General features: G+C 40.2%; 23 protein-coding genes. 12 read left to right on the forward strand and 11 right to left on the reverse strand.

The genetic code is table 11. The features are described 5' to 3' along the window. Positions 1-2: 2 nt before the first annotated feature. On the reverse strand, positions 3-2843 hold the full coding sequence (locus EHO65_RS07630; RefSeq protein ID WP_135773538.1) for an adenylate/guanylate cyclase domain-containing protein: 2841 nt from the start codon (positions 2841-2843) through the stop codon (positions 3-5). A 72-nt stretch (positions 2844-2915) separates the two neighbouring features. Beyond that, positions 2916-3392 carry an STAS domain-containing protein gene (locus EHO65_RS07635; protein ID WP_135773539.1) on the reverse strand — a complete coding sequence of 159 codons (477 nt, stop codon included), beginning with the start codon at positions 3390-3392 and terminating at the stop codon, positions 2916-2918. A 105-nt stretch (positions 3393-3497) separates the two neighbouring features. Here EHO65_RS07635 and EHO65_RS07640 point away from each other — a divergent pair, with 105 nt between their 5' ends. The 9 genes from EHO65_RS07640 to EHO65_RS07685 all read left to right on the forward strand — a co-directional run bounded on the left by EHO65_RS07640 (position 3498) and on the right by EHO65_RS07685 (position 13242). After that, complete coding sequence (locus tag EHO65_RS07640; protein WP_135773540.1) at positions 3498-5384, forward strand: polysaccharide biosynthesis protein; 1887 nt, start codon at positions 3498-3500, stop codon at positions 5382-5384. Beyond that, on the forward strand, positions 5377-5856 hold the full coding sequence (locus tag EHO65_RS07645) for a ClpXP protease specificity-enhancing factor SspB (RefSeq protein WP_135773759.1): 480 nt from the start codon (positions 5377-5379) through the stop codon (positions 5854-5856). The genes EHO65_RS07640 and EHO65_RS07645 overlap by 8 nt, the downstream gene beginning before the upstream one ends. Next, positions 5853-7460, forward strand: a complete 1608-nt coding sequence (locus EHO65_RS07650) for an NCS2 family permease (protein WP_135773541.1) — start codon at positions 5853-5855, stop codon at positions 7458-7460. The genes EHO65_RS07645 and EHO65_RS07650 overlap by 4 nt, the downstream gene beginning before the upstream one ends. A gap of 80 nt (positions 7461-7540) precedes the next feature. Beyond that, positions 7541-8452 carry a protease HtpX gene (gene htpX, locus EHO65_RS07655; RefSeq protein WP_135773542.1) on the forward strand — a complete coding sequence of 304 codons (912 nt, stop codon included), beginning with the start codon at positions 7541-7543 and terminating at the stop codon, positions 8450-8452. A 99-nt stretch (positions 8453-8551) separates the two neighbouring features. Continuing rightward, positions 8552-9085, forward strand: coding sequence for an adenine phosphoribosyltransferase (locus EHO65_RS07660; protein WP_100769067.1), 534 nt, complete (start codon positions 8552-8554; stop codon positions 9083-9085). 7 nt (positions 9086-9092) lie between these two features. Beyond that, a complete protein-coding gene (locus tag EHO65_RS07665; RefSeq protein ID WP_135773543.1) occupies positions 9093-10556 on the forward strand; it encodes a S1C family serine protease in 1464 nt (487 codons plus the stop codon). A 3-nt stretch (positions 10557-10559) separates the two neighbouring features. Then, positions 10560-12092 carry a S1C family serine protease gene (locus EHO65_RS07670; RefSeq protein ID WP_135773544.1) on the forward strand — a complete coding sequence of 511 codons (1533 nt, stop codon included), beginning with the start codon at positions 10560-10562 and terminating at the stop codon, positions 12090-12092. Between the two features lie 293 nt (positions 12093-12385). Next, positions 12386-12739 carry an LB_289 family protein gene (locus EHO65_RS07680; RefSeq protein ID WP_135773545.1) on the forward strand — a complete coding sequence of 118 codons (354 nt, stop codon included), beginning with the start codon at positions 12386-12388 and terminating at the stop codon, positions 12737-12739. Positions 12740-12756: 17 nt separating this feature from the next. Continuing rightward, positions 12757-13242 (forward strand): DUF4269 domain-containing protein, encoded by a 486-nt coding sequence (locus tag EHO65_RS07685; RefSeq protein ID WP_135773546.1) that lies wholly within the window; start codon positions 12757-12759, stop codon positions 13240-13242. Between the two features lie 37 nt (positions 13243-13279). Here EHO65_RS07685 and EHO65_RS07690 read toward each other — a convergent pair whose 3' ends face one another. From EHO65_RS07690 to EHO65_RS07705, 4 genes are all read right to left on the reverse strand, one after another. Next, the gene (locus EHO65_RS07690; RefSeq protein ID WP_008589002.1) at positions 13280-13537 is read right to left on the reverse strand and encodes an RNA recognition motif domain-containing protein; all 258 of its coding nucleotides are present in this window, start codon (positions 13535-13537) and stop codon (positions 13280-13282) included. Between the two features lie 306 nt (positions 13538-13843). Beyond that, the gene (locus EHO65_RS07695; RefSeq protein ID WP_135773547.1) at positions 13844-15082 is read right to left on the reverse strand and encodes an AZOBR_p60025 family cell surface glycopolymer formation protein; all 1239 of its coding nucleotides are present in this window, start codon (positions 15080-15082) and stop codon (positions 13844-13846) included. Between the two features lies 1 nt (position 15083). Then, the gene (locus tag EHO65_RS07700; RefSeq protein WP_135773548.1) at positions 15084-16670 is read right to left on the reverse strand and encodes a hypothetical protein; all 1587 of its coding nucleotides are present in this window, start codon (positions 16668-16670) and stop codon (positions 15084-15086) included. Beyond that, positions 16667-17065, reverse strand: coding sequence for a Fur family transcriptional regulator (locus EHO65_RS07705; protein WP_135626782.1), 399 nt, complete (start codon positions 17063-17065; stop codon positions 16667-16669). Before EHO65_RS07705 ends, EHO65_RS07700 begins: the two co-directional genes overlap by 4 nt. A gap of 173 nt (positions 17066-17238) precedes the next feature. Between EHO65_RS07705 and EHO65_RS07710 the strand changes: the two genes are divergently transcribed. After that, complete coding sequence (locus EHO65_RS07710) at positions 17239-17943, forward strand: leucine-rich repeat domain-containing protein (protein ID WP_135773549.1); 705 nt, start codon at positions 17239-17241, stop codon at positions 17941-17943. Between the two features lie 103 nt (positions 17944-18046). Here the strand turns inward: EHO65_RS07710 and EHO65_RS07715 are convergent, their stop codons facing one another. Continuing rightward, complete coding sequence (locus tag EHO65_RS07715; protein ID WP_135773550.1) at positions 18047-18832, reverse strand: hypothetical protein; 786 nt, start codon at positions 18830-18832, stop codon at positions 18047-18049. A 92-nt stretch (positions 18833-18924) separates the two neighbouring features. Here EHO65_RS07715 and EHO65_RS07720 point away from each other — a divergent pair, with 92 nt between their 5' ends. Beyond that, positions 18925-20547 (forward strand): peptidase M30, encoded by a 1623-nt coding sequence (locus tag EHO65_RS07720; RefSeq protein ID WP_135773551.1) that lies wholly within the window; start codon positions 18925-18927, stop codon positions 20545-20547. Here EHO65_RS07720 and EHO65_RS07725 read toward each other — a convergent pair whose 3' ends face one another. The 4 genes from EHO65_RS07725 to queA form a co-directional block, all read right to left on the reverse strand. Further along, complete coding sequence (locus EHO65_RS07725; RefSeq protein WP_100723727.1) at positions 20548-20856, reverse strand: YbaB/EbfC family nucleoid-associated protein; 309 nt, start codon at positions 20854-20856, stop codon at positions 20548-20550. Between the two features lie 56 nt (positions 20857-20912). After that, positions 20913-21143 (reverse strand): hypothetical protein, encoded by a 231-nt coding sequence (locus tag EHO65_RS07730; RefSeq protein WP_135773552.1) that lies wholly within the window; start codon positions 21141-21143, stop codon positions 20913-20915. A gap of 214 nt (positions 21144-21357) precedes the next feature. Then, positions 21358-22977, reverse strand: a complete 1620-nt coding sequence (locus EHO65_RS07735; protein ID WP_135773760.1) for an AAA family ATPase — start codon at positions 22975-22977, stop codon at positions 21358-21360. 51 nt (positions 22978-23028) lie between these two features. Continuing rightward, a complete protein-coding gene (gene queA / locus EHO65_RS07740) occupies positions 23029-24084 on the reverse strand; it encodes a tRNA preQ1(34) S-adenosylmethionine ribosyltransferase-isomerase QueA (protein ID WP_135773553.1) in 1056 nt (351 codons plus the stop codon). A gap of 84 nt (positions 24085-24168) precedes the next feature. Here queA and EHO65_RS07745 point away from each other — a divergent pair, with 84 nt between their 5' ends. After that, the gene (locus EHO65_RS07745; RefSeq protein WP_135773554.1) at positions 24169-25479 is read left to right on the forward strand and encodes a glycosyltransferase family 87 protein; all 1311 of its coding nucleotides are present in this window, start codon (positions 24169-24171) and stop codon (positions 25477-25479) included. Positions 25480-25483 lie beyond the last annotated feature (4 nt).

Genomic DNA, 25483 nt, shown 5'->3' on the forward strand with positions numbered 1-25483 from the left:
GGTTATTTATGATCGCGAGTATAAACTCCATCCCAAGAAGTTGGAGGTGGGGTTTTTTTATACTCATTACATCTCTCTACAAGTAACTGGACAGCTTTGTCCTCTTTACCTTTTGCCTTTTCGGATTCTTTGAATTTTTTAACGGCAGCATCCCATTTACGATCCAAGTATAGTGTTAAACCTTCTTCATATAAACCGATGATTTCTTTTTTAGCAGAAGCAACACCTTTCAATTCTGAGATCGCCTCGTATAAGATCACAGGTTCATTCTTACCTTTTACTCGAACTAAATCTAGTTTTCTGGTAAAAATAGAATCCTTAATTTCAGAATGAACTGAATCAGAAACCAAAATGGAAACTCCATAATCTTTACCGGCAGCTTCCAAACGAGCCGCTAGGTTTACTGTATCCCCCATCATAGTATAAGATGCGAGAGCGTCGGTTCCCATGAATCCGACTTTTGCAAGTCCGGTATTCAGACCGATCCGGATCTGCATATCCCTTGCATCTGGAATATATTTTTGGCCTTTTTTCCAACCGGATCGTAATTCTTCCAATTTGTCCAACATCTTAATGGAAGCACGAGTCGCTTTTAAACAATGCCCTTCTACATCCACAGGTGCGTTAAAAATTCCTACAATCGCATCCCCGATATACTTATCCAAAACTCCATCATGATCTTTTAAGATCAAAGTCATTGCGGAAAGATATTCGTTCAGAAGTTCGGATAATTCTACAGAACTTAACTTTTCACTAATATTAGAAAATCCTGCTACATCTGAGAAGAATGCTGTGACCCTTTTTTCAGTACCTCTTTTGAGAGCGGCAAGGTCTTTCATCGCCTCTCCGATCACAACTGGATCGATCATACTCCCTAAGATACCTTTGATCTTCTCTCTTTCCCTAAGACCGGTCACCATTTGATTCAGTGCTACTGAAAGATTCCCAAATTCGTCACTTCCACCCTGCTCGAATTCTACGTTTAGATTTCCTTTTCCAACTTGTTCCGCGTTTCGGATCAAACGTTTGATCTTAGTGACCACGAAACCTGAGATAAACACTGCTAAGAAAATAGAAAATCCGCAGATCCCTAATGCGGAAAGTACTGCTCTGTCTCTATTACGGCGAATGGATTCCAAACCTTCCGTTCTATCTACTACAGTTCGGATCACACCTGAAAAATTGGAAGCCAACACAACTGTAGGAAGATCTTCGGATGTTTCTGCAATTAAAGGTGTCGAGTCTAATTTCCAAAGGATCTGCTCTGCTTCCGTTCTACTGTTTCCTATAATCCCGTCCGGAAAGAGCGCTTTTAATTTTGCAGTGGGAGTTTCACTTTCTCCAGAATAGATCCATTCTCTGACGGAATTCCAACGTTTGTGGAAAGTTTCTTTTCCTTCTTCCGATTGAACAGATTTCCCGTAATCGGAACCATCCGGTCTGAATCTAAGTAAGATCTGATCTTCTAAAGCCGAATCTCTGATAGAGCCAAAAGATTCTACTTCAAGTTCTTCCTCTTCTTTAGGGGGATTGTTTCGAAGATAAGTTGCGTATAATAAATTTCTTTTACGGACTAATGCGGCATACTGCGTATATTGCTTCTTAAATTCTTTATCTTTAAATGGTGGGATCGGAGGTTTTTTTTCCTTCAATTCCTTAAGTCTGGTTTCTAAGATAGGAGGAATTTTAGAAAGTTCTGATAGAATTTCCTGTTCTTCTCTTAAATAATTGGTCCAGGCTCCGAATGTATTTCTTCTGGATTCTAAAAGTTTGGCTCTTTCAGTAGAAGCCGGATTTCTAAAATGAGGAGAATATAAAGCCTGCAATTCCAATCCATTTTGTTGGAAAGAAGTGGGACGGATCTCCCCTAAAACTCCAGCTCCTTCTAAAAGAGAACTGAGTGCGGACTTTAATCCTTCTTCCAAATTTTCTTCCATAGGAGCTTGGTTGAGAGAAGATTCTGAATCAAAAATTTTTGTATCTAATGTTGGTTCGGATGCTTCTCCTGGAATGATCCCGGAAACTGGAAATGTTTGGATCCTAAATCTGCCAGTATCCAATCCCAATTCTTTGATTTTTCTTTTTTTGGAATCTGCAAGAATAGAAACTATATGCTCATCTAAATCAGATCTGAGCTTTCGAGCGGAAAGTGATTTTTTACGAAGTTCTTCTTCGGCAGCTGAGATCTCTGTATGATCCGGCTTTTCTTGATTTTCTTTTAATTCGCCTAGACGTTTTCTGATCTGGCCGGCTTCTCTATCTGTGAATACGAATTTTTTAGCCATCGCTTGGAGACGTGCGAATTCTTTATCTCCAACTACTTCTTCTCCGCCTTGTTGTAACTGAAGTCGGATATTCTTTTCTAAAACTTGTATATCATCTTTGGAAAGATAGGCGGAATAATATGTATCCAAAGTTTTACGGACCGTATTTTTTCCTAAGGCACCGAATAGACTGGTCTTGATCCCGAAAAAGGAAACCTTCTTTTCCTGAACTACGGTCTTGGTAGTTTTATACTTTTTTAATGCTTCAGTCTGTTTGCTAACCCGGTCGCGAAATTCTTCGATCCGGATCAAACTTTGGGAAATATTATCCAATTCCAGAACAAGAGAAGAGATATATTTTCTGGAAATAGCGGCTTCCCTATCATAACTGTCTGTGAGGATCTCGGTCTGTTGCCTTACATAAATAAAGGAAAGGATTAGAATGGTCAGAACAATCAGACTCCCTGTGAACCAGGCGAGTTTTGCCCGTATTCCGGAATAAAATAATCTCGGAAGAACTAGAGTAAGATCTAGGATTTTTTGTCCGAAACCATGCTTGTCAGAAGTCTGTGTACCCATATAATAGTAACAGCACCAGTCCGAATTTTTTCTGGCAAGCCTATAAAATTTGGAAATTTATTTCCGAATGGATTAGAATAATTTCTCGTAACTAGCCGTTCTATAGTCTGCGGTCAGGTAGAAGGTATGGTCACAGGACGGACAACGGTAGTTTCCTTTTCCCTGAACTCTCAAAATCTGGAGACAAGCGGGACAGGCCGTAGTACTTTCGTTAGGTTCAAAACCCGGAACTGAATTTTGACCAGAGACTAGATAATATTTTGCTTCTTCTCTAGTTTTGAAATACGGAATTTTTTCTCGGAGTCCAAGTCGGTTCCAATCTCCCATCAGACTTTCGGACAATCCACAGGCAGCGTATTGGGAACTCAAATGAGCGAGAGAAGAATTTTTAAGAGAAAGTAATCCGTTCTCGTCCCAAACTTGTAAGTCTCTGGCATCGAGTAGAATTTTATGAGGCTCACTTCGAAGTAAAGGATCCGTTTTTTCTCGGAAAGTGTTCCCGAGTAAGGAATCCAGTTTGCCTTGTAAATTGACGATCAATTCTTTCACTAGAATAAAAGCCCTTTAAAGTTTCGAATCAGATCGGGTTTTTAAGCAACCTAAAAAACTCAAAAAGATTGGACTTTTCCTCACCAGCGACATTTTTTTTACTTAATGGGACAATGGAATCGTCGAAGCCTTCTCTTCCCTGTGGATTTAAGCTTCATGATCCTCTCCTATTTCCTAGCCCACCTGATCCGTTTTGAATCCACTGTATTTCTACAGGAGCCTAACGACTTTTTTATTCCCCTCCTGATCGTAGTAGTTTGTCGTTCTCTAGTATTTCTATTTTCGAATATTTATAGATCGATTTGGGCTTATGCTTCCATCCACGACCTAGTGGAAATTATCAAGACCACCATTCTGTCTTCATTGATCTCGAATACCGCACTCTTATTTTACAACGGATTCGAGCATCTTTCCAGAATGATCCCCGTAATAGACACACTTCTTCTTTTAGGATTTTTGTGTATTCGAAGCCTTTCCTGGAGGCTAGTAAGAGATCAGTACATTCTACGCAAAAAACAAGGGGATGGAATTCCTACACTCATCTTAGGCGCTGGAAAAACAGGAGCCACACTTCTCACGGAGTTAAGAAGGCATAATGATCTGAACCTTCTTCCCTTGGGTCTTTTGGATGACGACGAATCCAAGATCGGAGCCCATATCCAAGGTGTGCCGGTTATAGGAAAAATTGACCAAGCTGAATCTCTGATCCGTTCTCTTGAAATAAAAAAGGTGCTGATCGCATTCAGCAATCCGGACGGAAAACAAATAGGTAAACTGATAAAAAGTTTCGAATCTGAGAATGTAGATTTTAAGATCCTACCTTCTTTGGGTTCTCTATTTTTCGATCCGCCAAAAGTACAACAATTAAGAGAGATCCGAGTAGAAGACGTATTAGGACGTCCCGTCGTAGATCTAGAAATAGAATCCATTCGTTCTTATATCGCAGGTAAAACTGTACTCATCACAGGTGCTGGCGGCTCAATCGGAAGCGAATTATGTAGACAGGTCGCAGTATTCCATCCTGCAAAAATGATCCTGCTTGATTCCGCGGAAACTCCTCTCTACGAGATAGATTACGAACTCAGAAAAGTTTTTAAAGACAGTGGTATACAATTCAGGGCAGTAATCGCAGATATTAAAAATCCTTTGAGGATCGGTTCTGTTTTTGAATCGGATCGTCCCCAAGTTGTATTTCACTCCGCCGCCTACAAACATGTACCCATGATGGAGATCAATCCATCCGAAGCAGTTTTAAATAATGTACTAGGAACTAAGAACTTAGCGGATATTTCTAGAATTTATGGGACCGAACGTTTTGTTTTAATTTCCACTGACAAGGCAGTCAATCCAGTAAACATAATGGGTGCTTCCAAAAGAGTTGCGGAGTTATATCTGCAGGCGATCTCCCAAGGCACCAAGACAAAATTTATTACAGTAAGATTCGGTAACGTGTTAGGTTCCAGCGGTTCGGTCATTCCTAGATTTAGAGAACAGATCAGTAATGGTGGTCCTGTGACTGTGACCCATCCGGATATTATCCGTTATTTTATGACGATCCCGGAAGCTACACAATTGGTTTTGCAAGCGGCAGCCATGGGGGAGAAGGAAGAAATTTTTCTCCTAGATATGGGAGAACCGATCCGCATCCTAAATCTTGCGGAAGATATGATCCGGCTTTCAGGTTTTCGACCTTATACGGATATACCGATCGTGTTCACAGGTTTAAGACCTGGAGAAAAACTATTCGAAGAACTACTGTTAGATCTAGAAGGGATCAAAAAAACACACCATCCTAAAATCAGGATTGCAGCCCCCTTAGAGGAAGGAGATCCTAGCAGCTTCCAGGCCAGATTTAACTCTTTATTAGAAGCAGCAAAATCGGATCGAGAAGAAGAGATATTCTCTTCTTTTAAAACTCTAGTGCCTGAGTATAAAATTCATAAAGAATATATCAGCGAGGAATCCTCGCGTAAGTTGAAAAATGATGGATAGTCCGAATTTAGAAGACATACAGACACTTCGAGAATTCAAAAAACAACTCTTTTCAGTGTACTGGGAAAGGTTCGGTACCTTCTACGTACACGTAATGCCTCATCCAGATCTCAAAATTGGAAAAAGAGGACTCGTGGGAGAAGAGCCCGAATCAGGTATCATCCTAGTCATAGGACCCCGCGCTGCAAGAGATATCAAAATAGAAGAAGAATGGGTGTACGCTGAATTACAGTTCGGTTATACCTGGGAACAAGTCTTTCTACCCTGGGACGGAATTTTCAGATATTTCGACAAGTCCCAACAAACAGTCACTCAAATGAGAATATATTTAGGTAAGCCGGATGTTCCTCCTAAAAAAGAAGAAACAGCTTCGGCAGAAACCAAAGAAGAAGTTTCCGATCCGGAATCAAAATCTTCAAAACGAAAAGATAATGTAATCCAAGTAGACTTCGGGAGTAAAACAAAGAAATGAGCAAATACAAATGGTTTGTTGCCGGAGATCTGGATGGATTCTTCGGACTGATGATCGATAACCTGATCCAAATTTTGGTTCTGGTAGCTTTATGTATCGGCTTCTGTGGAATGCCCCAGGATTTTGTATTCAGAGTTGTAATTCCAGGAGCTGCAATCTCACTACTCGTCGGAAATCTTTTCTACGCTTGGCAAGCAAGGCAACTTGCAATTTCCGAAAATAGAAGTGATGTAACTGCATTACCTTACGGGATCAATACTGTTTCCTTATTCGCATTCGTCTTCTTTGTAATGTTCCCGGTTTATCAAAAAACGAACAGCTATAAAGCAGCTTGGTCTATCGGACTTCTTGCAAGTTTCGTATCCGGTTTAATCGAATTTTTTGGAGCATTTGTAGCGGAGAAGATCCGCAAGGCTACTCCTAGAGCAGCACTTCTTTCCGCGCTCGCAGGGATCGCACTTACATTTATCTCTATGGACTTTTTGGTCCGTACATTCTTAAATCCACTTGTTGCATTCGTTCCATTCGGAATTATACTTTTGCAATATTTCGGAAGAGTAGTATTTCCATTTAAGATCCCAGGTGGACTGATCTCAGTAATCGTAGGTACCCTACTCGCTTGGTATCTTCCCCATTTTACCGGAAAACAAATGATGGATGGGGCCGCATTACACTCCTCTATCGATTTTGGATTTAATCTTCCTGTATGGAGTGGTGGAGATCTATTCGAAGCTTGGAGCCAGATCGGTATCAGAGAATATTTATCTGTAATCTTACCGATGGGAATTTTTAACGTAATCGGTTCCTTGCAGAATATTGAATCTGCAGAAGCAGCAGGAGATAAATACAATACCAGGAATTCCCTCATGATGAATGGTGTTGGGACAATCGTTGGTTCCTTATTCGGATCTCCTTTCCCTACTACAATTTATATTGGTCATCCAGGTTGGAAAGCGCTCGGAGCTAGATCTGGTTATTCCAGTTTGAACGGAATTTTTATGACTTTGATTGCGTTCTTTGGACTAGTCAGTTTTGTATGTGCTCTCATTCCGGTAGAGGCAGGAATGGCAATTGTGCTTTGGATCGGTATCGTGATCGGTGCACAAGCATTTGAAGCTACCCCTACTAGACATGCACCTGCAGTAGTACTTGGGCTTCTTCCTGCTCTTGCGGGTTGGGGAGTTTTGATGATCCAAAGTGCATTCAATTACGCGGCACCAATTCTTGCAAAAGCGATAGAAGGAACAGAGGCAGCATCCAAAACCCAAAATATCTGGCTTTCTACAGTACCACTAGATCAGCCGATTTTTCCGTATTCGCTCGGTGGACTTTTGAGTTTATCCCAAGGATTTTTACTTTCTTCCATGGTTTGGGCAGCGATCGCAACTTTCGTGATCGATAGAGATTTTAAGAAGGCAATCATTGCCAGTTTGATAGGTGCTTTTCTTGCCGGAACAGGATTTATACATTCTTATTCCTTGGCTGGAAACGCAATTTTGAACTCTTTTCAGCTAAACCTGGGTCCATTTGTCTGGGCATATTTATTACTTGCGGGACTTTTTCTTCTCGCTTCTTTCTTGAAGAAGGAACCAAGAGCGGTCTAATAATCACCGGAATTTAGAAGACCGGCGGGCACGGAGTTACCGAGGCCTAAAAAACTTCTAAAAAGGAGAACTGTTCGCCTATGGCGCTTTTTCGTAGATTTGGATTATTCGCGCTTACCAATATCGCGGTAATTTTCACGATCGGATTGATTTTAAGACTTACTGGACTGGACGTATATTTAGCCAAGTCCGGAGTACCTTACGCTACTACCCTTCTATTCGCTGCGATCTGGGGTATGGGAGGTGCATTCATTTCTTTGCTGCTTTCCAAGTTTATGGTAAAGGCCTCCATGGGAGTCCAAGTTATCGATCCTAGAAACGCATCCGGATGGCAAAGAGATCTTTTAACTAGAGTGCAAAGGCTGGCTTCAGCTGCAGGACTTCCTATGCCGGAAGTTGGATATTACGAATCTCCTGAGATCAACGCATTTGCTACGGGTCCTAGTAGAAGTAGCGCATTAGTCGCCGTTTCCACCGGGCTTTTGAACGGAATGGATAGCGAAGAATTGGATGGGGTGTTGGGACACGAACTTTCTCACGTAGCCAATGGAGACATGGTAACCATGACTCTAGTTCAGGGAGTGATCAACTCGTTCGTGATCTTCTTCTCTTGGATCGTAAGTAAGGTTATCGTTTCTCAATTGAATCGTAACGATGATAGAGGATCCAGTGGTGGATTCTTTATGGAGTTCATGATCAGACAACTTCTGATGGTAGTCTTCGGACTTTTAGGCTCCATAGTTGTGGCTTACGTATCCAGAGCCAGAGAGTATCGTGCCGATGCAGGCGGAGCAAAATTAGCCGGAAGATCTAGTATGATCGCTGCTTTAGAAAGATTAAAAGTAGCTTTTAGTAGAGATCCAATCGATCAAAGAGGAGAAACCATCGCCGCTTTGAAAATTTCCAATAGAGCCGGAGGACTTGCATCCTTATTTGCAACCCACCCTCCTCTAGAAGAAAGAATTGCCGCTCTTAGAGCAAAAGCATACTAACCTAAATTCGCGGCCTTCTTTTCCGGAGGCCGCTCTTATTACCCCTTGAAAAAAGAATTGTTAGTTCCTTTCCGGAAAATGGAATTGGACTTCGAGCCCATGTCCATAGTTAAAAGCAAAATTCGCACGATCCCGGATTATCCCCGCAAAGGAATCCTATTCAGAGACATCACTTCCCTATTATTAGATCCGGAAGGTTTAGCTCTTACAATAGGTACTTTCGTAGACCGGTACACAGGAAAAGGAATCACTAAAGTAGCCGGAATCGAAGCCAGAGGTTTTATCATTGGTGCACCTCTTGCATTCCAACTAGGAGTAGGTTTCATACCGATCCGTAAAAAAGGAAAACTTCCTTCCGAAACAGTTTCCCAAGAATATGATCTAGAATATGGAAAAGATGTGATCGAGATCCATAAGGATTCCGTGGTTCCTGGAGATAGAATTCTACTTATGGACGACCTGATCGCAACTGGTGGAACAATGATCGCCGCAGTACAGTTATTACAAAAATTAGGCGCAGAAGTTCCTGAAGTCGGAGTCATTATTGATCTTCCTGATCTAGGCGGGGCTACAAAATTAAATAAAGATTTAGGTGTAAACGTATTCTCTATCTGTGAATTCGAAGGACATTAAGAATCTCATGCGGATCCTGAAATTTGGTCTGATCGTACTAGTATTCTTCTCCCTTCATTTTCCTCTCTTCTCGGAAGAAAGAAGCGATTTCGATCATGTGCGAAAAGCAGTCGTGCAGATCAAAGTATATTCCCAAGCATTCAGTGCATTCACTCCTTGGGCAACCGACGGGGTCCGTGCAAGTTCAGGAACAGGGTTTCTAATCGGGAACAAAAGAATATTAACAAATGCTCATGTAATCTCGAACGCAAAATACGTTCAGGTGCAGAGGTATAACCAGACAGAATGGTACAGGGTCAAGATCCTACATGTGGCCCATGACTGCGACCTAGCAGTCCTCGAAGCAGAAGATCCTGAATTTTATAAGGATTCTACAGATCTAAGTTTGGGAGAAATTCCCGAATTGAATTCTTCTCTTATCGTAGTAGGATATCCGATCGGGGGAAACAAGGTCTCCGTAACTAGAGGGATCGTTTCCAGAAAAGAACAATCCAAATACGAACATTCTTCTGTAGATAGCCACTTAGTTTTGCAAGTGGACGCTGCGATCAACCCAGGAAATTCAGGTGGACCTGCCATCCAGAACAATAAGGTAGTAGGAGTCGCTTTCCAAGTCGCTACCAAAGGTGAGAATATCGGTTACCTAATCCCTACTAAAGTGATTCGTCATTTTCTAAAAGACATAGAAGACGGAAAATATGACGGGTATGTGGAACTTGGTATCGGAACATTCAATTCTTTTAATACTTCGCTCAGAAAAGCAAAAGGTATCCCGGAAGGTTTAGAAGGTGTATTTGTAACCAGAATTCTTCCGAACGGTTCTGCAGATGGATATCTGAAAGAGGGGGATTATCTTACGGAGATAGATGGTCTCTCAATCGGAAGGAACGGCACAATTACTCTCGATAAGGATGCCCGAGTAGATTTTACAGAAACAGTCGATGATAAATATTCAGGAGAACCGATCCGATTCAAGGTATTCCGTAACGGCAAATTGATCGATATAGAGTTCAAAGCCAAAAGAATGCCTGATTTCGATTTTATGAGAAACAGGTACGATAATCCTTTCGATTATTCTATGATCGGCGGATTATTATTCCAAGAGATGACCAGAGATCTTTTAGGCGCTTGGAGTAGAAGTGGAAGCACTTCCGGCGGCAGTCAGTTCTTATATAGATACGATTATTTTATAGAAGATGGGATCGGTAGGACCAAAAAAGCAGATGTGGTCCTATACAGAAAATTAGCGCACCCGGTAAATTCTTCTTCCGATTATTTTTTGAATCTGGTTTTGGAATCTGTTAACGGAGAAGCGATCAATAGCCTCACTGACCTGAAAAGAATTATCGGGGAATCCAAGTCTAAATTTTTAAAATTAAAATTTTTGAATATAGATCTTCCGTTGATCTTGGATAGAGAAGAAGCCCAAAAAGCGGATTCCCAGATCAAAAGTACCTACGGTTTGGAGTAATACGTGAAATCCAAGATCTTTCTAGTCATTATCAGCATTTGTGTTTTCAGCTCAGGATTATCCGCTAAAAAGCCAAAACCGTCCTCTAAGCCTGTAACTACTGCAAATGGGATCGCATCCCAGGCAAAAGCGGAAGAAGAATACAAAAAGAGTATTGTCCAAGTAAAGATCTCCTACCAAGAACCTGATTATTTTAACCCTTGGAAAAAGAAAAACCCAAAGGTAAGAAGAGGTGTGGGGATCGTAGTCCCTGGAGAAAAGATCTTACTCCCAGCGCATTTACTCGCCCACTCTACATTGATAGAAGTTAAAAAACATTCTTCTTATGCGGAGACAAAAGCGACGGTAGCAAGACAAGATTCCGAATCCGATCTAGCACTTTTAAAAATAGAAGAAGAAAACTTCTTCAAAGATCTGATCCCTTTTGAATTCCAAAAAGAGATAGATTATCCAAGACAAGTTTCCATTTACCAATTGGACAACTCAGGTTCTATCCAATCCGCTTCAGGTGCTCTAATCAGTATGGACCTGGACCAATATCCGCAAGGAATGGTGGAACTCCCTGTATTGGATGTGAACTCTACTGAAACATTAAATGGAAACGGAGAAGTTCTATTAGAAAAAGGAAAAGTAAGCGGGATACTTTTCGACTTCTCCGGAGATAAAAACTCAGGTAGAGCGATTCCTTCCTTTTTGATCAGTAAATTCTTAGGAGATTTCGGCAAAACTGAGATCCCTTTTAAAGGTTTCCGTTATAGGCCAATCATGGACAAGGCCACCAAAGACTTTTATTCCCTTAAAACAAAAGACCAAGGAATATTAGTAGCCGAGATATTACCTGATAGTTCTGCAGATGGGATATTAAAAATAGGTGATGTGATCCTGGAGTTTGGCGGCAAGAAGATAGACTCGAAAGGATATTTTCATCATTCAAAATACGGCAAACAGGTTCTTTCTTATATTGCTCATATAGGAGACGAATTCGGCTACCAGATCGGAAAACAAATCCCGATCAAAATTATCAGATCCGGCAAAGAGGAAGAAGTCCAACTCACCTTAAAACCTTTTCCTTATTCTTCTATTCGGATCCCTCATAGAAATCTTGGATCTAAATCGGAATACTATTTTGATGGTGGTTTCCTATTCGTAGAACTTTCTGAAGGTTACTTACTCGAATGGGGAAAAGATTGGAGATCTAAGGTAGATCGCAAACTTCTATACACATTCGATTATCATAAGTTCAGCACAGGTGACAAAAAAGAAGGTAAATTCGTATTACTCTCCCAGGTTATTCCTGACGAATCCAATCAGGGTTATCATGAAGTTTCAGGAAGACTAGTAGATCAAGTAAACGGTAAACCAGTTCAATCAATCCAAGATATTTCTAATGAAGTAAAATCATCCAAGTCTAGATATATTACGATTTTATTAGATGATGGAACTGATGTTGTTTTGGATAAAGAAAGCCTGAGCGCCGCTAACCAAAGGGTCCAAAAAGAATATAGGATCCCCAAGTCCTCAATGGGCCCTCGCTAAAAGGGGTCCTCTTCTTCTTTTTTCACAAACGTTCGTACAAAAAAGGCCCAAAACCAAGGTCAATAAGGAAAGAATTTCCATTTAGTCCCGGTCTAATTCTATAGGAATAGGAGTTTGGACTGATTCTATAGAATTTCCCCTTCTTAAAAAGGGAGTTTTTTCAAATCAAACCTAAACTTACGCCAGATCGGCAGCTTGAATAAGATTTTCTGCCAGGATTCTTTAGGGTTTTTTCTTTGCCCGTGAGCTGGTTTCGAAAATATGGCAGGTATAGCCGATAAGAGAGGGTTCTTATGAAACGGACCGAATTGGAGAGACGAGAAAGAGATCTCCGCAAAGCGCAAAAAAAACAAGAAGCCCTAGATAAACGCGGAGGCGGAAACGGAGTCGGCGATTTTATCGATCAGCTTTCCGGGCTATTCCGTTACGACGCAACAGAGATCTTTAATACCAAAGACGATATCAATATTCTGGAAGTTTTGGAAGAGATGCAAGTGATCCTTCCCCAGAAAAAATGGGATGATGTTCTTAAAAAAGCGATTAAGAAAACAGGCGTTGTAGAAAAAGAAAGAGCCTATAAAGAGCTCGTGGAACTTCTAAACGTAGAAGAAGAGAACGAGGATGAAGAGGAAGAAGTAGGCGTTTAATCGCCTACTTTCCCTGAATGACAAACCGATTTTCGGATTGTACTTCACTTCTAAAAGATCATAAAGTTCTCGAAACACTTTCCGAATTCTCTCCTGAATTCGTAGGTTCCATTCCAATCGGAGTGGACCTTCCCCAATCTGACATTGATATTATCTGCGAATTAAGACCTTCTATTCTAAAAGTCCTAGAATCATTTTCTTCTTATCCTGGTTTTCAGCTCTCCGAAAAGATTTTAGGTAATGTATCTTCTATCATTTGTAGATTCCGCTTAGGATCTGAAAAGGTCGAGATCGTGACCCAAAATATTTCCCCCCAGAAACAAATCGCTTATCAGCATATGATTATAGAGGAGAAAATCCTGAAAGATAAAGGTGAAACTTTTAGGCTGTCTATCTTGGAGAAAAAGAAAGAAGGGAAAAACACCGAAGCGGCGTTTGCTGAACTTTTAGGTCTGGAAGGAGATCCATATTCTTCTCTTTTGGAATATGGAGAAAAGAAGTAGGAGAAACTCGGGGAAGTCTCCTTCCCCGAGAAAGATCTTAATGTCTTCTTGGTTTGTTGAAAGTCTGAGGTTTTGCGATATCGATATTCAAAGTTCTACCTTTGAACTCGGTTCCGTTTAGACTGTTCTTCGCGTTTTCGGCTTGCTCCTCGCTAGCCATTTCCACGAATCCGAATCCTTTACCTTCAATTACTTTAGCGTAAGCTACTTCGCCGTAGTTGGAGAACAGGTCACTGATTTCCTGCTGGCGAACGGAGTAATTAAGATTTCCTACAAAGAGTTTGCGATTCTGCATGCTTTCCTCGAACAAAAAATTTAGGCAGCTTCCGACTCGCAAACGGAGACCAATTCGCCTTCCATAAGACCATAACACTCTTTAAGAACAGCGGGATTGATTTGAATGATGGTAAAATCGCGGATAGCAGGGTTTCTAAGAGAAGCAAAGCTCGGATTTCACCGATCTGATTACAATGACACGTGCGGATTTCTGAACAGCGGACCTACAATAAGACCATTCTAATTCTTTTATAAGAAGAATCAAGCCTAAGAAAATTTTTACAGACTTGTTTGCAAAAAAACCGGGATATGGAGACAGGAGCCGTTACCAGACCAAGTGACGTAAAGGTTTGGAAACGAATGCCAATTTTATTAAAAACGAAACTAGAATGATGCTTGTAAGGGCCCAATAGGTCCCACTCGGAAGGGTATTATCTTCTTTTTCCCAAAAAATTAATAAAGGAAGGCTGAATGTAAACATTCTGGAAACATTCTCGTAAGTCGCCCAATATAGAACATAACCTCCCGCATAGGCGGTTAATAAAAGAATTCCAAAACCTAACCTAAATGCCAGGCCCTTCTTCCAATCTCCCCTAAATAGCAGATACGTCCCGGATAATAGAAGAAGTACCAAAGGGAACCTGGAGAATTTTTTGATCAGAAGGATAAGATTTCTATCTCCTGAAACTAAGGCCTGTTGGAGTTCCCCGAAATACCCTAAAAGTCCCCCAAATGGATCAAAGAAATGGCCTAGACTTCCCGGGGTCCATTCCGGGAATTGGGTCCTAAGATAGACACTCCAGGCTGTAGGTAGGATCAAAGAAGAAGCCACCCAGAGGCTTTTTTTGAAATCCTTTTCGATCAGTGTAATTAGTCCCAATGGGAAAAACAAAAATACTGACTGTTCTTTTGTAAGTATAGCAAGACCGGCAAGAAAGGAGAAGGTTATAAATCTATTTCTGATAAAAGACCAGTATGCGAGTACGCTTAGTCCCATCATCACTGTGTCTGAAACAAGCAAGATAAAACTTCCCAAGGCAAACGGGGATACTAGATAGAATGCACTTAGATATTTTTTAGAGTCAGGCAATAAGTCCCGGATAGCAAGATAAGATAGGTAGAAGATCCCTAAATTCAGAATGTACATTCCAAAGATGGTCGCATTCATCCCGAACCAACCAAACGGGGAAACTAAAAGTGGATATCCAATCCTAGGCGCCCTAAAACTGGTCTCGAAACCATTAGGCCAATCTAAACTAAAACCGGACAACATCCTGGAATAATAATAAAAGATCTGCCCGTCATAACCGGCACCCAGATTCCCCTCCTCTCCTAAGAATACGATGGCACCCGGAGGAGTTTGTTCTTTGTTTTGGTCTGCAAATTCTTTTCCGAAATTTACCTGAGAGCTAGGGCTCCAAGAATATTTCTTCCATACACAAAATGAGGAAAAGGAATAAAGTACGATAAAAAGAATAGTAACTAGTTTAAAATTTCCTAAAACACTAATTGATTGTGCCTTGAACTTCTCGTTTGGTAAAAATTTAGATAAGAATCCGGACATTTTACTTTTCTGCTAATGTTTCCAAAATCCAATTTGCGTATAGATCGGAAGATTTTTCAGAAGCCTGGTAGGTCAAATGATGAGGATCTAAAAAAGATCTTTTATCCTCAAAATCAGAAATTGCGTTTTTGAATTTATATTTTGTTTTCCCTAAATTTTCCAAATAAGAAATATACCCTTTGTACCAAGGGCTGGATTCATATACTTCTCTTTCGATAGGATTTTCAGGAGAATTTACAAGAACCACTTGGATACCTTGCGATTCTAAATACACAATTGCTTTTTTCAAATATTCCAATTCTGACCAAATAAAGAACTTAGGAGAAGAAGCCAATTTGATCTTTGCCATTCTAAGAGTAACAAGTCTGGACATTTTGGAACTTTCTCCCTTATATCCGTAAATCCTTTCCGTATAATCCTTGGAATAAACAGCATCGTCCATATTAGAAAGTCTAGAATCATCTAAACCTGGGATCCGAATATAAGAGATATGTTTTCGGATCTCATTTCTACAAAAGTTTTGAGAAAGTCTGATACCATAAACTTCTTCCGTTCCGAAAATCCTGGCGTCCACTTGTAAGGAAGAGACCTTTTTATCGGATGCAATTCTAAGTTTTGTTCTATCGGACTTTTCTGGAACAGTAAATTTGATCGTATACCAACCTGACTTAGAGAAAGTTTTATCGAATAGGATCGGTTTCCCTTCTCCCCAAATTTTGAGGGTAGTATCTTTCTCTTGGAAGAATACACTCTCTTCGAAAACTCCGTTTTTCAATTCACAATCGATTGAGAATTCAGGTTTGGCCCACCCTCTTAGATAGATACCTTCTTCCGGAATAATTCCTGTATAATAATGGTAGGATCTTCCACTTCTGAGATGGTTTTCTATCCAGGCATCCATCGGGTCATACAAAAAACTACGATATCGTACTACCAAAAAAAGAGACCTGGAAAGAAGAGATAGAAATGTGGACTTGCCAGTTTTGAGAATATCCCGATACTTTTCCCTTAGATATTGGGCCGGATAGATCATCCTGTTTTGGTGTCTTGTTTTTGCAGAAACATCATCCAGGGTTTTTTCGGAATATTCTAAATTCTGAAAGTCAATGATGGACTTTTCTTGATAAAGAAGATTCTGTTTGTATTGGGCGAGTCTAGCTTCGTTTTCTTTTTCCGAGATCAAAAAATCCAATTGAAGATCCGCAGGATTTAAAACAAAAAATACAAGTTTAGGCTTTTTAGAGACTATATCTTCCCTATAAAAATAAAAATCGGAAGGTGTCAAAGCAGGATGAGAATAAAATTCCGTGCGTATCGACTCCCTTTTTAGTTTTTCATTCATTCTTTCCGGAAGAGAAGAATAGAGAGCCACGCTACTTCCAACAATCAGTGCACCTTTTTCGTTTTCAGTAAATTCGATCCTTCTTCTTTTTTCCAAGAAGTTGAACCAAGGAGAGGTATCCCATTCTAGTTCGTTAGGAAATCCAAAAAGTATATTATCTAGCACGATCCGATCTATAAGAGAGAATAATGCGATAAATAGAATGCTTAAATAGAGTATTTTAAATTTTAGTTTTTTTTGATTCATTTGGAGGAGGTATTACATTCGGAACAGACGCCGTATAAAATAATTTCATGAGAATCTAATGTAAATCCCTTAGGCAAATTTTCCATGGGAAAAGGACAGATCTCCACATCAAACACACGATCGCAAACTTTACAATGAAAATGATGGTGATGATCCAAATGACTGATCTCGAAACGAGAAGATTCTCCAGGTAATTGGATCTCATGGATCGAACCTGATTCCAGCAAATGGTTTACAGACCGATAAACAGTTGCGATCCCTATATTCTGTATGGATTTTTTAGAGATATCGTGGATTTCCTTTACCGAAAGAGGACCTTTTGCGTCACGGATGACTCTTAAGATCTCGCCCTTTTGTTTGGTGTTTCGAGAGGCGGATTTTTTATCTTCTTCCATTCGGATCGGCTTCGAATCTTATCCTGCTCCAAAAAGGAAGCATATGTCAACCCGATAAATCCGCTTTTAAACGCCTGTAGAAGTTCCTACATGTAGATCGATTTGTATTTTCGAAATTCCAAATTTGAATTTTTTAGTTTTCTTCTTACTTGAATCCAAATAGATTCGATCTTATGAGGAAAACTTTCCTAGTCCTCTACTTTTTATTCGGCTGTTCTCAATCGAACCATCTTATCTCAGTACGAAATTCCGAAGGTGAAGTCCTAGGAAAATATCCTAAAGAAATAAGATGGTTAGGATTCGAAGACAACCCTGCTTGGAGCGATCTATCCGCATTTTCCGGCTTAGAAATCCTAGAACTAAATTCTAAAGATGTAAAATCATTGGAAGGCCTACCTGATCTTCCTAAACTCAGATATATTCATCTATCTGGATCTTCTGTAAGAGATCTTTCTCCCTTAAATCGTTTTGCAAGACTGGACAGTATTTTACTGAACCAAACTGAGATCACTGACAAAGATCTGAAAAATTATCTATATTGGAATAGGCTTACGAGAATTGAACTGACTGATTCTCAAATCTCCAATCTTGGATTTTTGGGACCAGGCTGTAGCGTGAAACATTTACAACTAAAACGTACTAAGATTTCGGATCTAAGGCCTTTGGAAAATTGTACAAAACTAATGGAATTATATCTGGGTGAGACCCTAGTGAAGGATTTAAGTCCTATATATGGTCTTACGAACCTAATCCATTTACAGTTGGATGGATCGGATGTCTCTGCAAAAGAAATTTCTGATTTTAGAAAGATCCAGCCCTATGTAAAGATCATGCCTGGTTTACGTAAGATCTTAAATTCGGAGAATGGTTTAGACTGATCGATAGTCGCTTCGCTCCTGAAGCCCGAGACTTGGTTCTTGTTGATAACCTAAGTTTTGAGACGGACTATATTCGCTGCCCTCCTGAAGCCCGCAGGGCGGACTATAAAGCAAGAGGTCTTGCTTCTCCAGGATTTGTATACAAAATCATATCTCCAGGCTTTGCATGCTTGGATTTTTCGGTTTTGATCTCTCCTGTAGTCTCCACAGTTGTTAGAGAATTCAATTCCGTTTTAGTTCCATCTTGTTTTTCTAATATAGCCTTAGCACCTTTTCTAACCCTGGAAAGACGGATCCCCCAAATACTTGTGATAGCAGTATCCGTTTTAAGTATAATCGCGGAAATTTGAGAGATACTGGAAGATTTGGGTTTTTTCAGAAGAATTCCCTCTTCTTCTCCTTCCGGGCCTGGAGTTAAACGAATATCTTCCGGACCAGATTTCCATATTAGAAATTCGAAATGATCACATTCGTACGCTCTAGTTAAAGTCCAACGATCTCCGGGGTTTTTGCTTGTGAACATCCTACAAAGTTTTGGGCGAAATCTGAAAAATTTTCCGGACTCGTCTAAATTTAGTTTTCCCTCAAATCTTGTTTCTTCCCAATTCTTGGATTCACTTACTGTTAGTTGACTGATCAACATTTCTTTTTTGTTGGAATGATTTAGATAAACCTGTCGGATATAAAACCCGGTTGGGATTTTTTTGATCTCGGAAAAATATTCTCCGCTATCCGGAATGGAATCAAACGCGGGGATTTGTGGGCCTGAGATCGGATCTTTTTGTAAGGGAGAAGGACGAAATCCGCAATTATATCCTAACGAAATAATTACGATATATTGAAATTTTTTGGAAAAAAATTTCCAAAACTTCGGAACCTTTTTAGCCAATGATCCTTGCTCCCATTCGACCCTGAATAATTATTGACCTTAACAAAAAGGATCAAGGCGTAAAGCTAGTTTCCTTTTTGTCAGGAAAGATCATGAAGGTTTCAACCGGAGACGGTTTTTGGAAGTTCCTTTTTATGCCGGTAGGCAGATCTTTATATACATTCGTACTTTCGGTTTGTTTGATATTCCTACTTTCTGACTGCGTGGTCAACAATGATGCGCTAGGCATAGAGGATAAATCAGAACCTAGTATAGACGATCTACTTTCATTAACCAAAGTATCTAGTTCTTGCGGCGGCAATAATACATTCTGGATCCGAAATCTTGTAAAAAACAGTTCAAACTGTGTAAAAACAACTAAGGTAGCATCGGGAGTCCATGTAAACATCTACGCAACTAGTGGTTTAGAATCCGCTTTAGATTACCAATATATCTCTCAAGAATTCGATTCTAAAATTTATCCAAGACTCGGTGAAGCATTCGGCTTCTCTGATGACCTGGATGGCGACGGAAAAGTTGCAGTAGTTGTTTCCGATATTCATGACGGAAGTACAACAGGCTCTTCTTTTGTGGCTGGATTTTTCGATCCTGTGGATTATTTCCCGGATAGTTCAAGCTATGCGGTCCGTTCCAATTATTCAAATATAGTGTATATGGATGGAGTGGAACTGGTTACGGTCCGCAACTCTGACCTTGCCCAAGGAAAACCAGACACATTCTTGGCGACCCTCGCGCACGAATATCAGCATTTGATCCGATTCCAGTATGAAGCTAGGATTATGAGCCAAGGCGGAGGAAGAGACGAAGCTTGGATCAATGAAGGGACCAGCGAAATAGCGGCAGATATTGCAGGATATTCTCCACAGATCAATCGGATCAATTGTTATAGAGGTAGAAATTCAAACGCATGCTCGAGAGGTGCAAATGGAAATAGTGTATTTGGAAGTTCCAAATTTAACTCTTTAGTAGACTATGCATTCGCCTACTCCTTTATGAAATACTTATATATGATCTCGGGAAATGATACGGATTCTAGAAATTCATTCTTTAGAACAGGAGTCCAAGGCCCTAAAGGTTATAGAGCTTCGGATGCAACCGGATTATTCCATCTATTCAAAACAAACGCAGATAATTATCTAAATTCTTCTCAAGAAGTAAAAGATGCGCTCGGAACAGATGGCTCCGCTATCTTCATGAAAATTTATCCTGCTTTCTTATGGCAATCTTTGGGAGATGTTTCTCCCGAGTTTGCACAATCCGGAACAGATACGAACGGAGCTTCCGGATTTTTGCAAGATATCACTAAAACAATCCAATCTTTTCCATTTCCTGCAGCAGGAACAGATGGAGATGTTCTTAGAAAATTATATGATCCTCTCAGGATCCCGGAGATCACTCCAATAGGAACTCTAAATCCCGGGCAAATCCAATTCGTAAAAGCGGATCGTTCAAATTCAAACGCTATCGGAAGGCTAGTATTACTAAAAAAGAATTTAGATGGAAATCTATATTCTCTACAGATCAATACTGAAATGAAAAGATCTGGAGATATATCCGTATCTTTGGGAATTACCGAAAATGATGACGAAGGTGGAGAAGAAGCGATTGTTCTTCCGGAGTCTTCCGACTCTCGTCCGATCTGCCCTCATGAGTTCTTTAAACTCTCTCGGAATCGGACGAAACAGAAAATTTTTAGCGAATATAAAGGCCCGTAATTAAGGCATTCCGGAAAGAAGAGATTTGAATTCTCCCATTCTTTCTTCTGCTACTTTCTGAGCAGCTTCCATGGATTGGTTCACAGCCTGCTTTATACTTTTTTGAAGTAGTTTTTTATCATTCTTAGCAAGCAAAGAATCTTCGATACGGATCTCTTGTACGGTTTGTTTACCGTCGGTAATGCAGACTACCAATTCATTCTTGGATTTTCCCTCGAAGGTTAAAGCCTCCAGTTCCTTCTCCAATTTTTTCATACGAACCCGCATCTGGTTCATTTGTTTTAGATTATCTAAACTTTTGCCGAACATCGAACACTCCCGGTCTTTCTTGATAGGATTTTCAGACCGGGAAGTGGAGCAAGAAATTAAACCAGGCTAGGTCCGGTTTCTCCCTCTCTCTCTGGCAGATCTCGGATTTGTTCCGAGCTTGGTTCCCAAGTAAATTGGTCGGGGATGAGTTCTCTTAAAACGGGTTCGTCGCTTAAAAAGCCCCCCGTCTTAACTGGGGCGATTCCCAAACTAACTAAGAATCCCATACTTGCAACCAAGGTTACCAGTAAGGACGACTCAATATTGATGTTTGCCCGACGTTCCATGACTGTATATAGAGTATCGGTCATTTCAGGGCAGACTGATTAGGGAATTTATGAGAAAAAATCGGGCTTTTGAGCTATAAAATGTTTCACGCAAAGGCGCGAAGACCGCTAAGGTTTTCAAAATCGGATCCAAACTCTGCTTGCTCTGTGAACTCTGTGCGAAACATCCAATTGCATCTGATTTTCGCACGGAGGCCACAAAGTTCACAGAGGCCTAAGTGTCTTCGCCGTCTCGTTTACGATCTATTCTTTCTTCTATAATCCGGAAAAGGGAACCGTTAGGATATTTGCCGGATTTAGAGATCCTGCCGGCTGGAACCCCGAAAATATCAGGGATCAGATCTTCTACATGAGAACAAGAGAAGATCTGGAAATTCCCCTTTTTCATACTTTCCCGGATCTCGCGTGGAAGATTCAAATCTCTCATATTATCTTTGGGGATATAAATTTTGTATTTTTCTCGAGTAGAACCAGTGAGCCGGATCACATCAAACCATGCTTGGATCTTTGTATTCACTGAACCCACAGGGAGAATATCCCCGTATTGAGAAAGAGCACCTGTCACTGCAATATTACAAGGTATCTCCAGGCCGGAAAGCGCGGATAGAAGTGCCAAAAGTTCTGCGCAACTTGCGGAGTCTCCATCGATCGGAGAACTATTTTGCTCAAATAAAATAGAAGCATCCAAACCAAAAGACTGAGTATGAGAAAACATTCCTTTAATATAGGATTGAAGGATAAACACTCCCTTATCATGAAGGCTTCCTGAAAGATTTACTTCCCTTTCTATATTGATCAAGTTTCCGGAGCCCAAAGAAACCCTGGCGGATACTTGGTTTACTTGTCCGAAATCTAAAAGAGACGACTGTAATAGAATCACCGAAAGCCCGTTGATCCGCCCTGTCTTCTTTCCTTTGAGTGGAACGCCAATAAGACCTTCCTTTATATTCTCTATATATTTTCGTTTGTGGATGGCTGTTCTTTTTTGGATAAGAGAAGGACCTGCTTCTATCTCAGCCCTGCCAACAGATTTTTTACCTTTATTATTAAATGCTAATACTTCCCTCACGAAGGAGCGAAGTTCGGAAAGATGAAGAGAAAGTCTAGTCTGGCTATCATTCCATCTGAGTGCAAGTTCCAAAAGTGAGTCCAAGGCTGCTTGGTCCAAAGGTGGATAACCCGGCTTCTCCCAAGACTTGACTAGTCCCGAAAAAACCGGAAGCCAGGATTTTTCCAAACTGATCTCATAAGGCATATGAATTTTAAAATCAAAACTTCCGTAAAAATCGGCATCTATCTGAGAGATAGAATCCACTTCCGTTTCTTCCCCCACTAAAATAAGTCGGAATCTGGAATCTATACTTGGATGAAATCGATTGATATTTGTTGAATCGGATCCTTCCGGAAGAGAAAGAAAATCTATCTTGCCGGTGAGAAGTACACCTTTCAGGAAATAATAAAGGTCAGGATCTTCTACAAATGGTTTGATCGGAAGAAGCAAAAGTCCGCCATTCGCTTCTGAAATTTTTCCCGGTCTATATTTATTCTCAAATGGAAAACCAGCCAGGGATAATAAAGTGGGATTCGGTTCAGCAACTACAGGTTGGTCTTTAACGATCTCTTCCAGATATTGTCCGAATTGTAGAAGGTTTGCTTCTATCTCCGGACCGGTGATTAGGATATGTCGGAAGAGTCCTGGGTTTCCAAGAGCTTGGCGGAATGTTCTCACCTCTTCCTTATGAAACACTAAAAAGTCAGGCAGTCCGTTCAGTCTAGCCGGCTTTGCCGCTTTAAATCTAATTTCAGTTTGCCCAGGAAGAACCTTTTTTAACACCTTTCCCATTTTCCTTTTCGGCTTAGAATTCCTCAATTAAATAAGTTGGGTTCAAACTTTTTCGGGATCCAAAATCAGCATAGAATCTCCGTAGGAAAAGAATCGAAAATTTTGTTTTATGGCGAATTTATAGGCCTTCAATATTTTTTCTTTTTCTGCAAATGCACTTACTAACAAAAGTAAGCTACTTTGAGGAAGATGAAAATTAGTAATGAGACCTTCACAGCTTAGAATAGAATCTTCCGGCTGTAAAAAAAGTCTCGTTTTCCCTTCTCCTGATTTGAAGGTATTCGTGTTTGGATCATAGGCAGATTCCAAAGCTCTTAACGTAGTAGTGCCTACAGAAATAATCCTTTTACCATTCTTCTTTGCAAAATCCAGAACGTTTTTGGTTTCAAGAGGAAGATCGAATTCTTCTTCATGTAATTTTTTATTCGCAAAATGATCTTCGTTTAAGGATTGGAACGTTCCATAACCGACTTTCAATTCTAGTTTTAGAAATTCTATGTTTCGTTTTTTCAATTCCTCCAAAAGTTCTGGAGTAAAATGTAAACCTGCCGTAGGAGCTGCAACGGAACCTAAATTTTGGGAATACACGGTTTGGTAACGAACATCATCTTCTGATGTACTTTCTCTTTTGAAGTAAGGAGGAATTGGAGTGCGGCCTATTGTCTCAAATGAGTTTTCGTCGAGGGGAGTTTCGGATTGAAAGATAGTAAATTCTTCTTCTTTTCTTCCAACTGAAAAAAGAAATCTCCCAGTAGCCTCATCAGAGACTATATCTCCTAACTTAAGCTTTTTAGAATTCCGAGTAAGTGTTTTCCAAATGCCAGGCTCCAATTCGGAAAGGAACATCGCCTCATGTCTTCTTCCCGTTTTAGTTGTCAGGAACACTCTTCGTTTGGAAACTCTGGTTGCATTCGCTACCAATACATCTCCTTCTTGGAGATATTTTAGCATTTCGGAAAATTCAGTTTCTTCTTGTAAAAAATCTTGGGTCCTTCCTAGAACAAGCAGCCTACTCTTATCTCTTTTGGCCGCAGGAAATTTTGCAATCTGGTCTTCGGAAAGTTCGAAATCAAAATCGGATAGATCTTGGAATTCCATTCTTCCAATGAATCCGATCCGAAGAATTCGGGAACCGATTTTTAATTTCTTGGCTTTTTCGGGCGGACATAAAAGAGTACCTGAATGCGGATCGACCTCAAAAAGTCCGGCCCTGTTTTAGCATTCTTTCTATTCTTAGCTTTTCTTTACGCAAACGGGTTCAGTCGCACGGAACAATCTTCCGATTTTTCAGACTATTACGAAGCCTCACGTAATTTCAAACAAGGCAAAGACCTATATAGCCTAGATGCCCTGTCTGAAGTGCTCCAAGAATTCGAAACCGGCAAATTGAAAATGAGCCAGATATTCGAACCGGAAGTGTTCTTTAGGATCAAAGCAAAAGTGGAGAATGTAGGCTCCTATATTTATCCGCCTACTTTCGCTTTCTTGCTGATCCCAATTTCAGGTCTTCCATTTGAAGTAGCATCAGGGATATTCTTCACCATCAACTTTATAGCTTTGATCTTGAGTTTATTCTTGATCGGGAAACTTTTAGGAAAAGAGAAATCGTTTTTATTCTTATCTGCAGTTTTACTTTTATCTCTACGATTTGTAGAAAATCACCAGAACAATAACCAAGTTGGGTTCTTGCTTTTATTATTGATCTTGGTTTCAGTTTCAGTCCAAAAAGATTGGTTGTCCGGACTTGTTTTAGCTCTTGCTATCGTGATCAAGATCACACCTGCCGCTTTCTTATTTTATTTCTTATACAAAAAAAGACCAATGGTGATCGTTTATACGGTCATCTTTGCTTTAGGTTGGATTGCGCTACCGGCATTATACAATCCTGAGTTTACTTGGAAGATGAACCAAACCTGGTACGATCTGGTCTTAGACAGATATCTAAAATCTCCCGCTTTGCGCGCTTGGAAGAATAACCAGAGTTTAAATTCCACCCTAGCTAAATACTTTTTAGCATATTCTGATTTGCTAAACCAGGGAAGATTTGGAATGCCGTTCACGACTCTAACTGTAAGTCAGGTAAAGATCATTTCCGGCATTTTAAGTTTGGGAATTGCAGGTCCTTACTTGTATAAAGTGTATAAAGGTGCTTCGGAAGGATTCGTTCTATCCGGGTTATTTTTCTTCTCCGTAATTTTCAGTGGGATCTCGTGGATACACGCATTCGTATTCTTATTATTCCCAACTGCATTTGTTCTTTCCAAACTTTGGCCGGAAAAGGGAGAACCACTCTTGGTCTGGGATAAATGGAAATCAAAACTATTAGAATATAGATCAGCTACGATCTTTATCTCCATTTCCGCATTAGTTCTACTCTTAAACAGAAGTTTTATAGGGAATATAGCGGAAGAAGCGATACTGATGTTCTCCTTCTTATTATATACTTCTTTAATACAATATGTATGCACTTTCTATTCGGATAGAACTAGTTAATCAT

Source organism: Leptospira andrefontaineae, from assembly GCF_004770105.1.
GTDB lineage: Bacteria > Spirochaetota > Leptospiria > Leptospirales > Leptospiraceae > Leptospira_B > Leptospira_B andrefontaineae.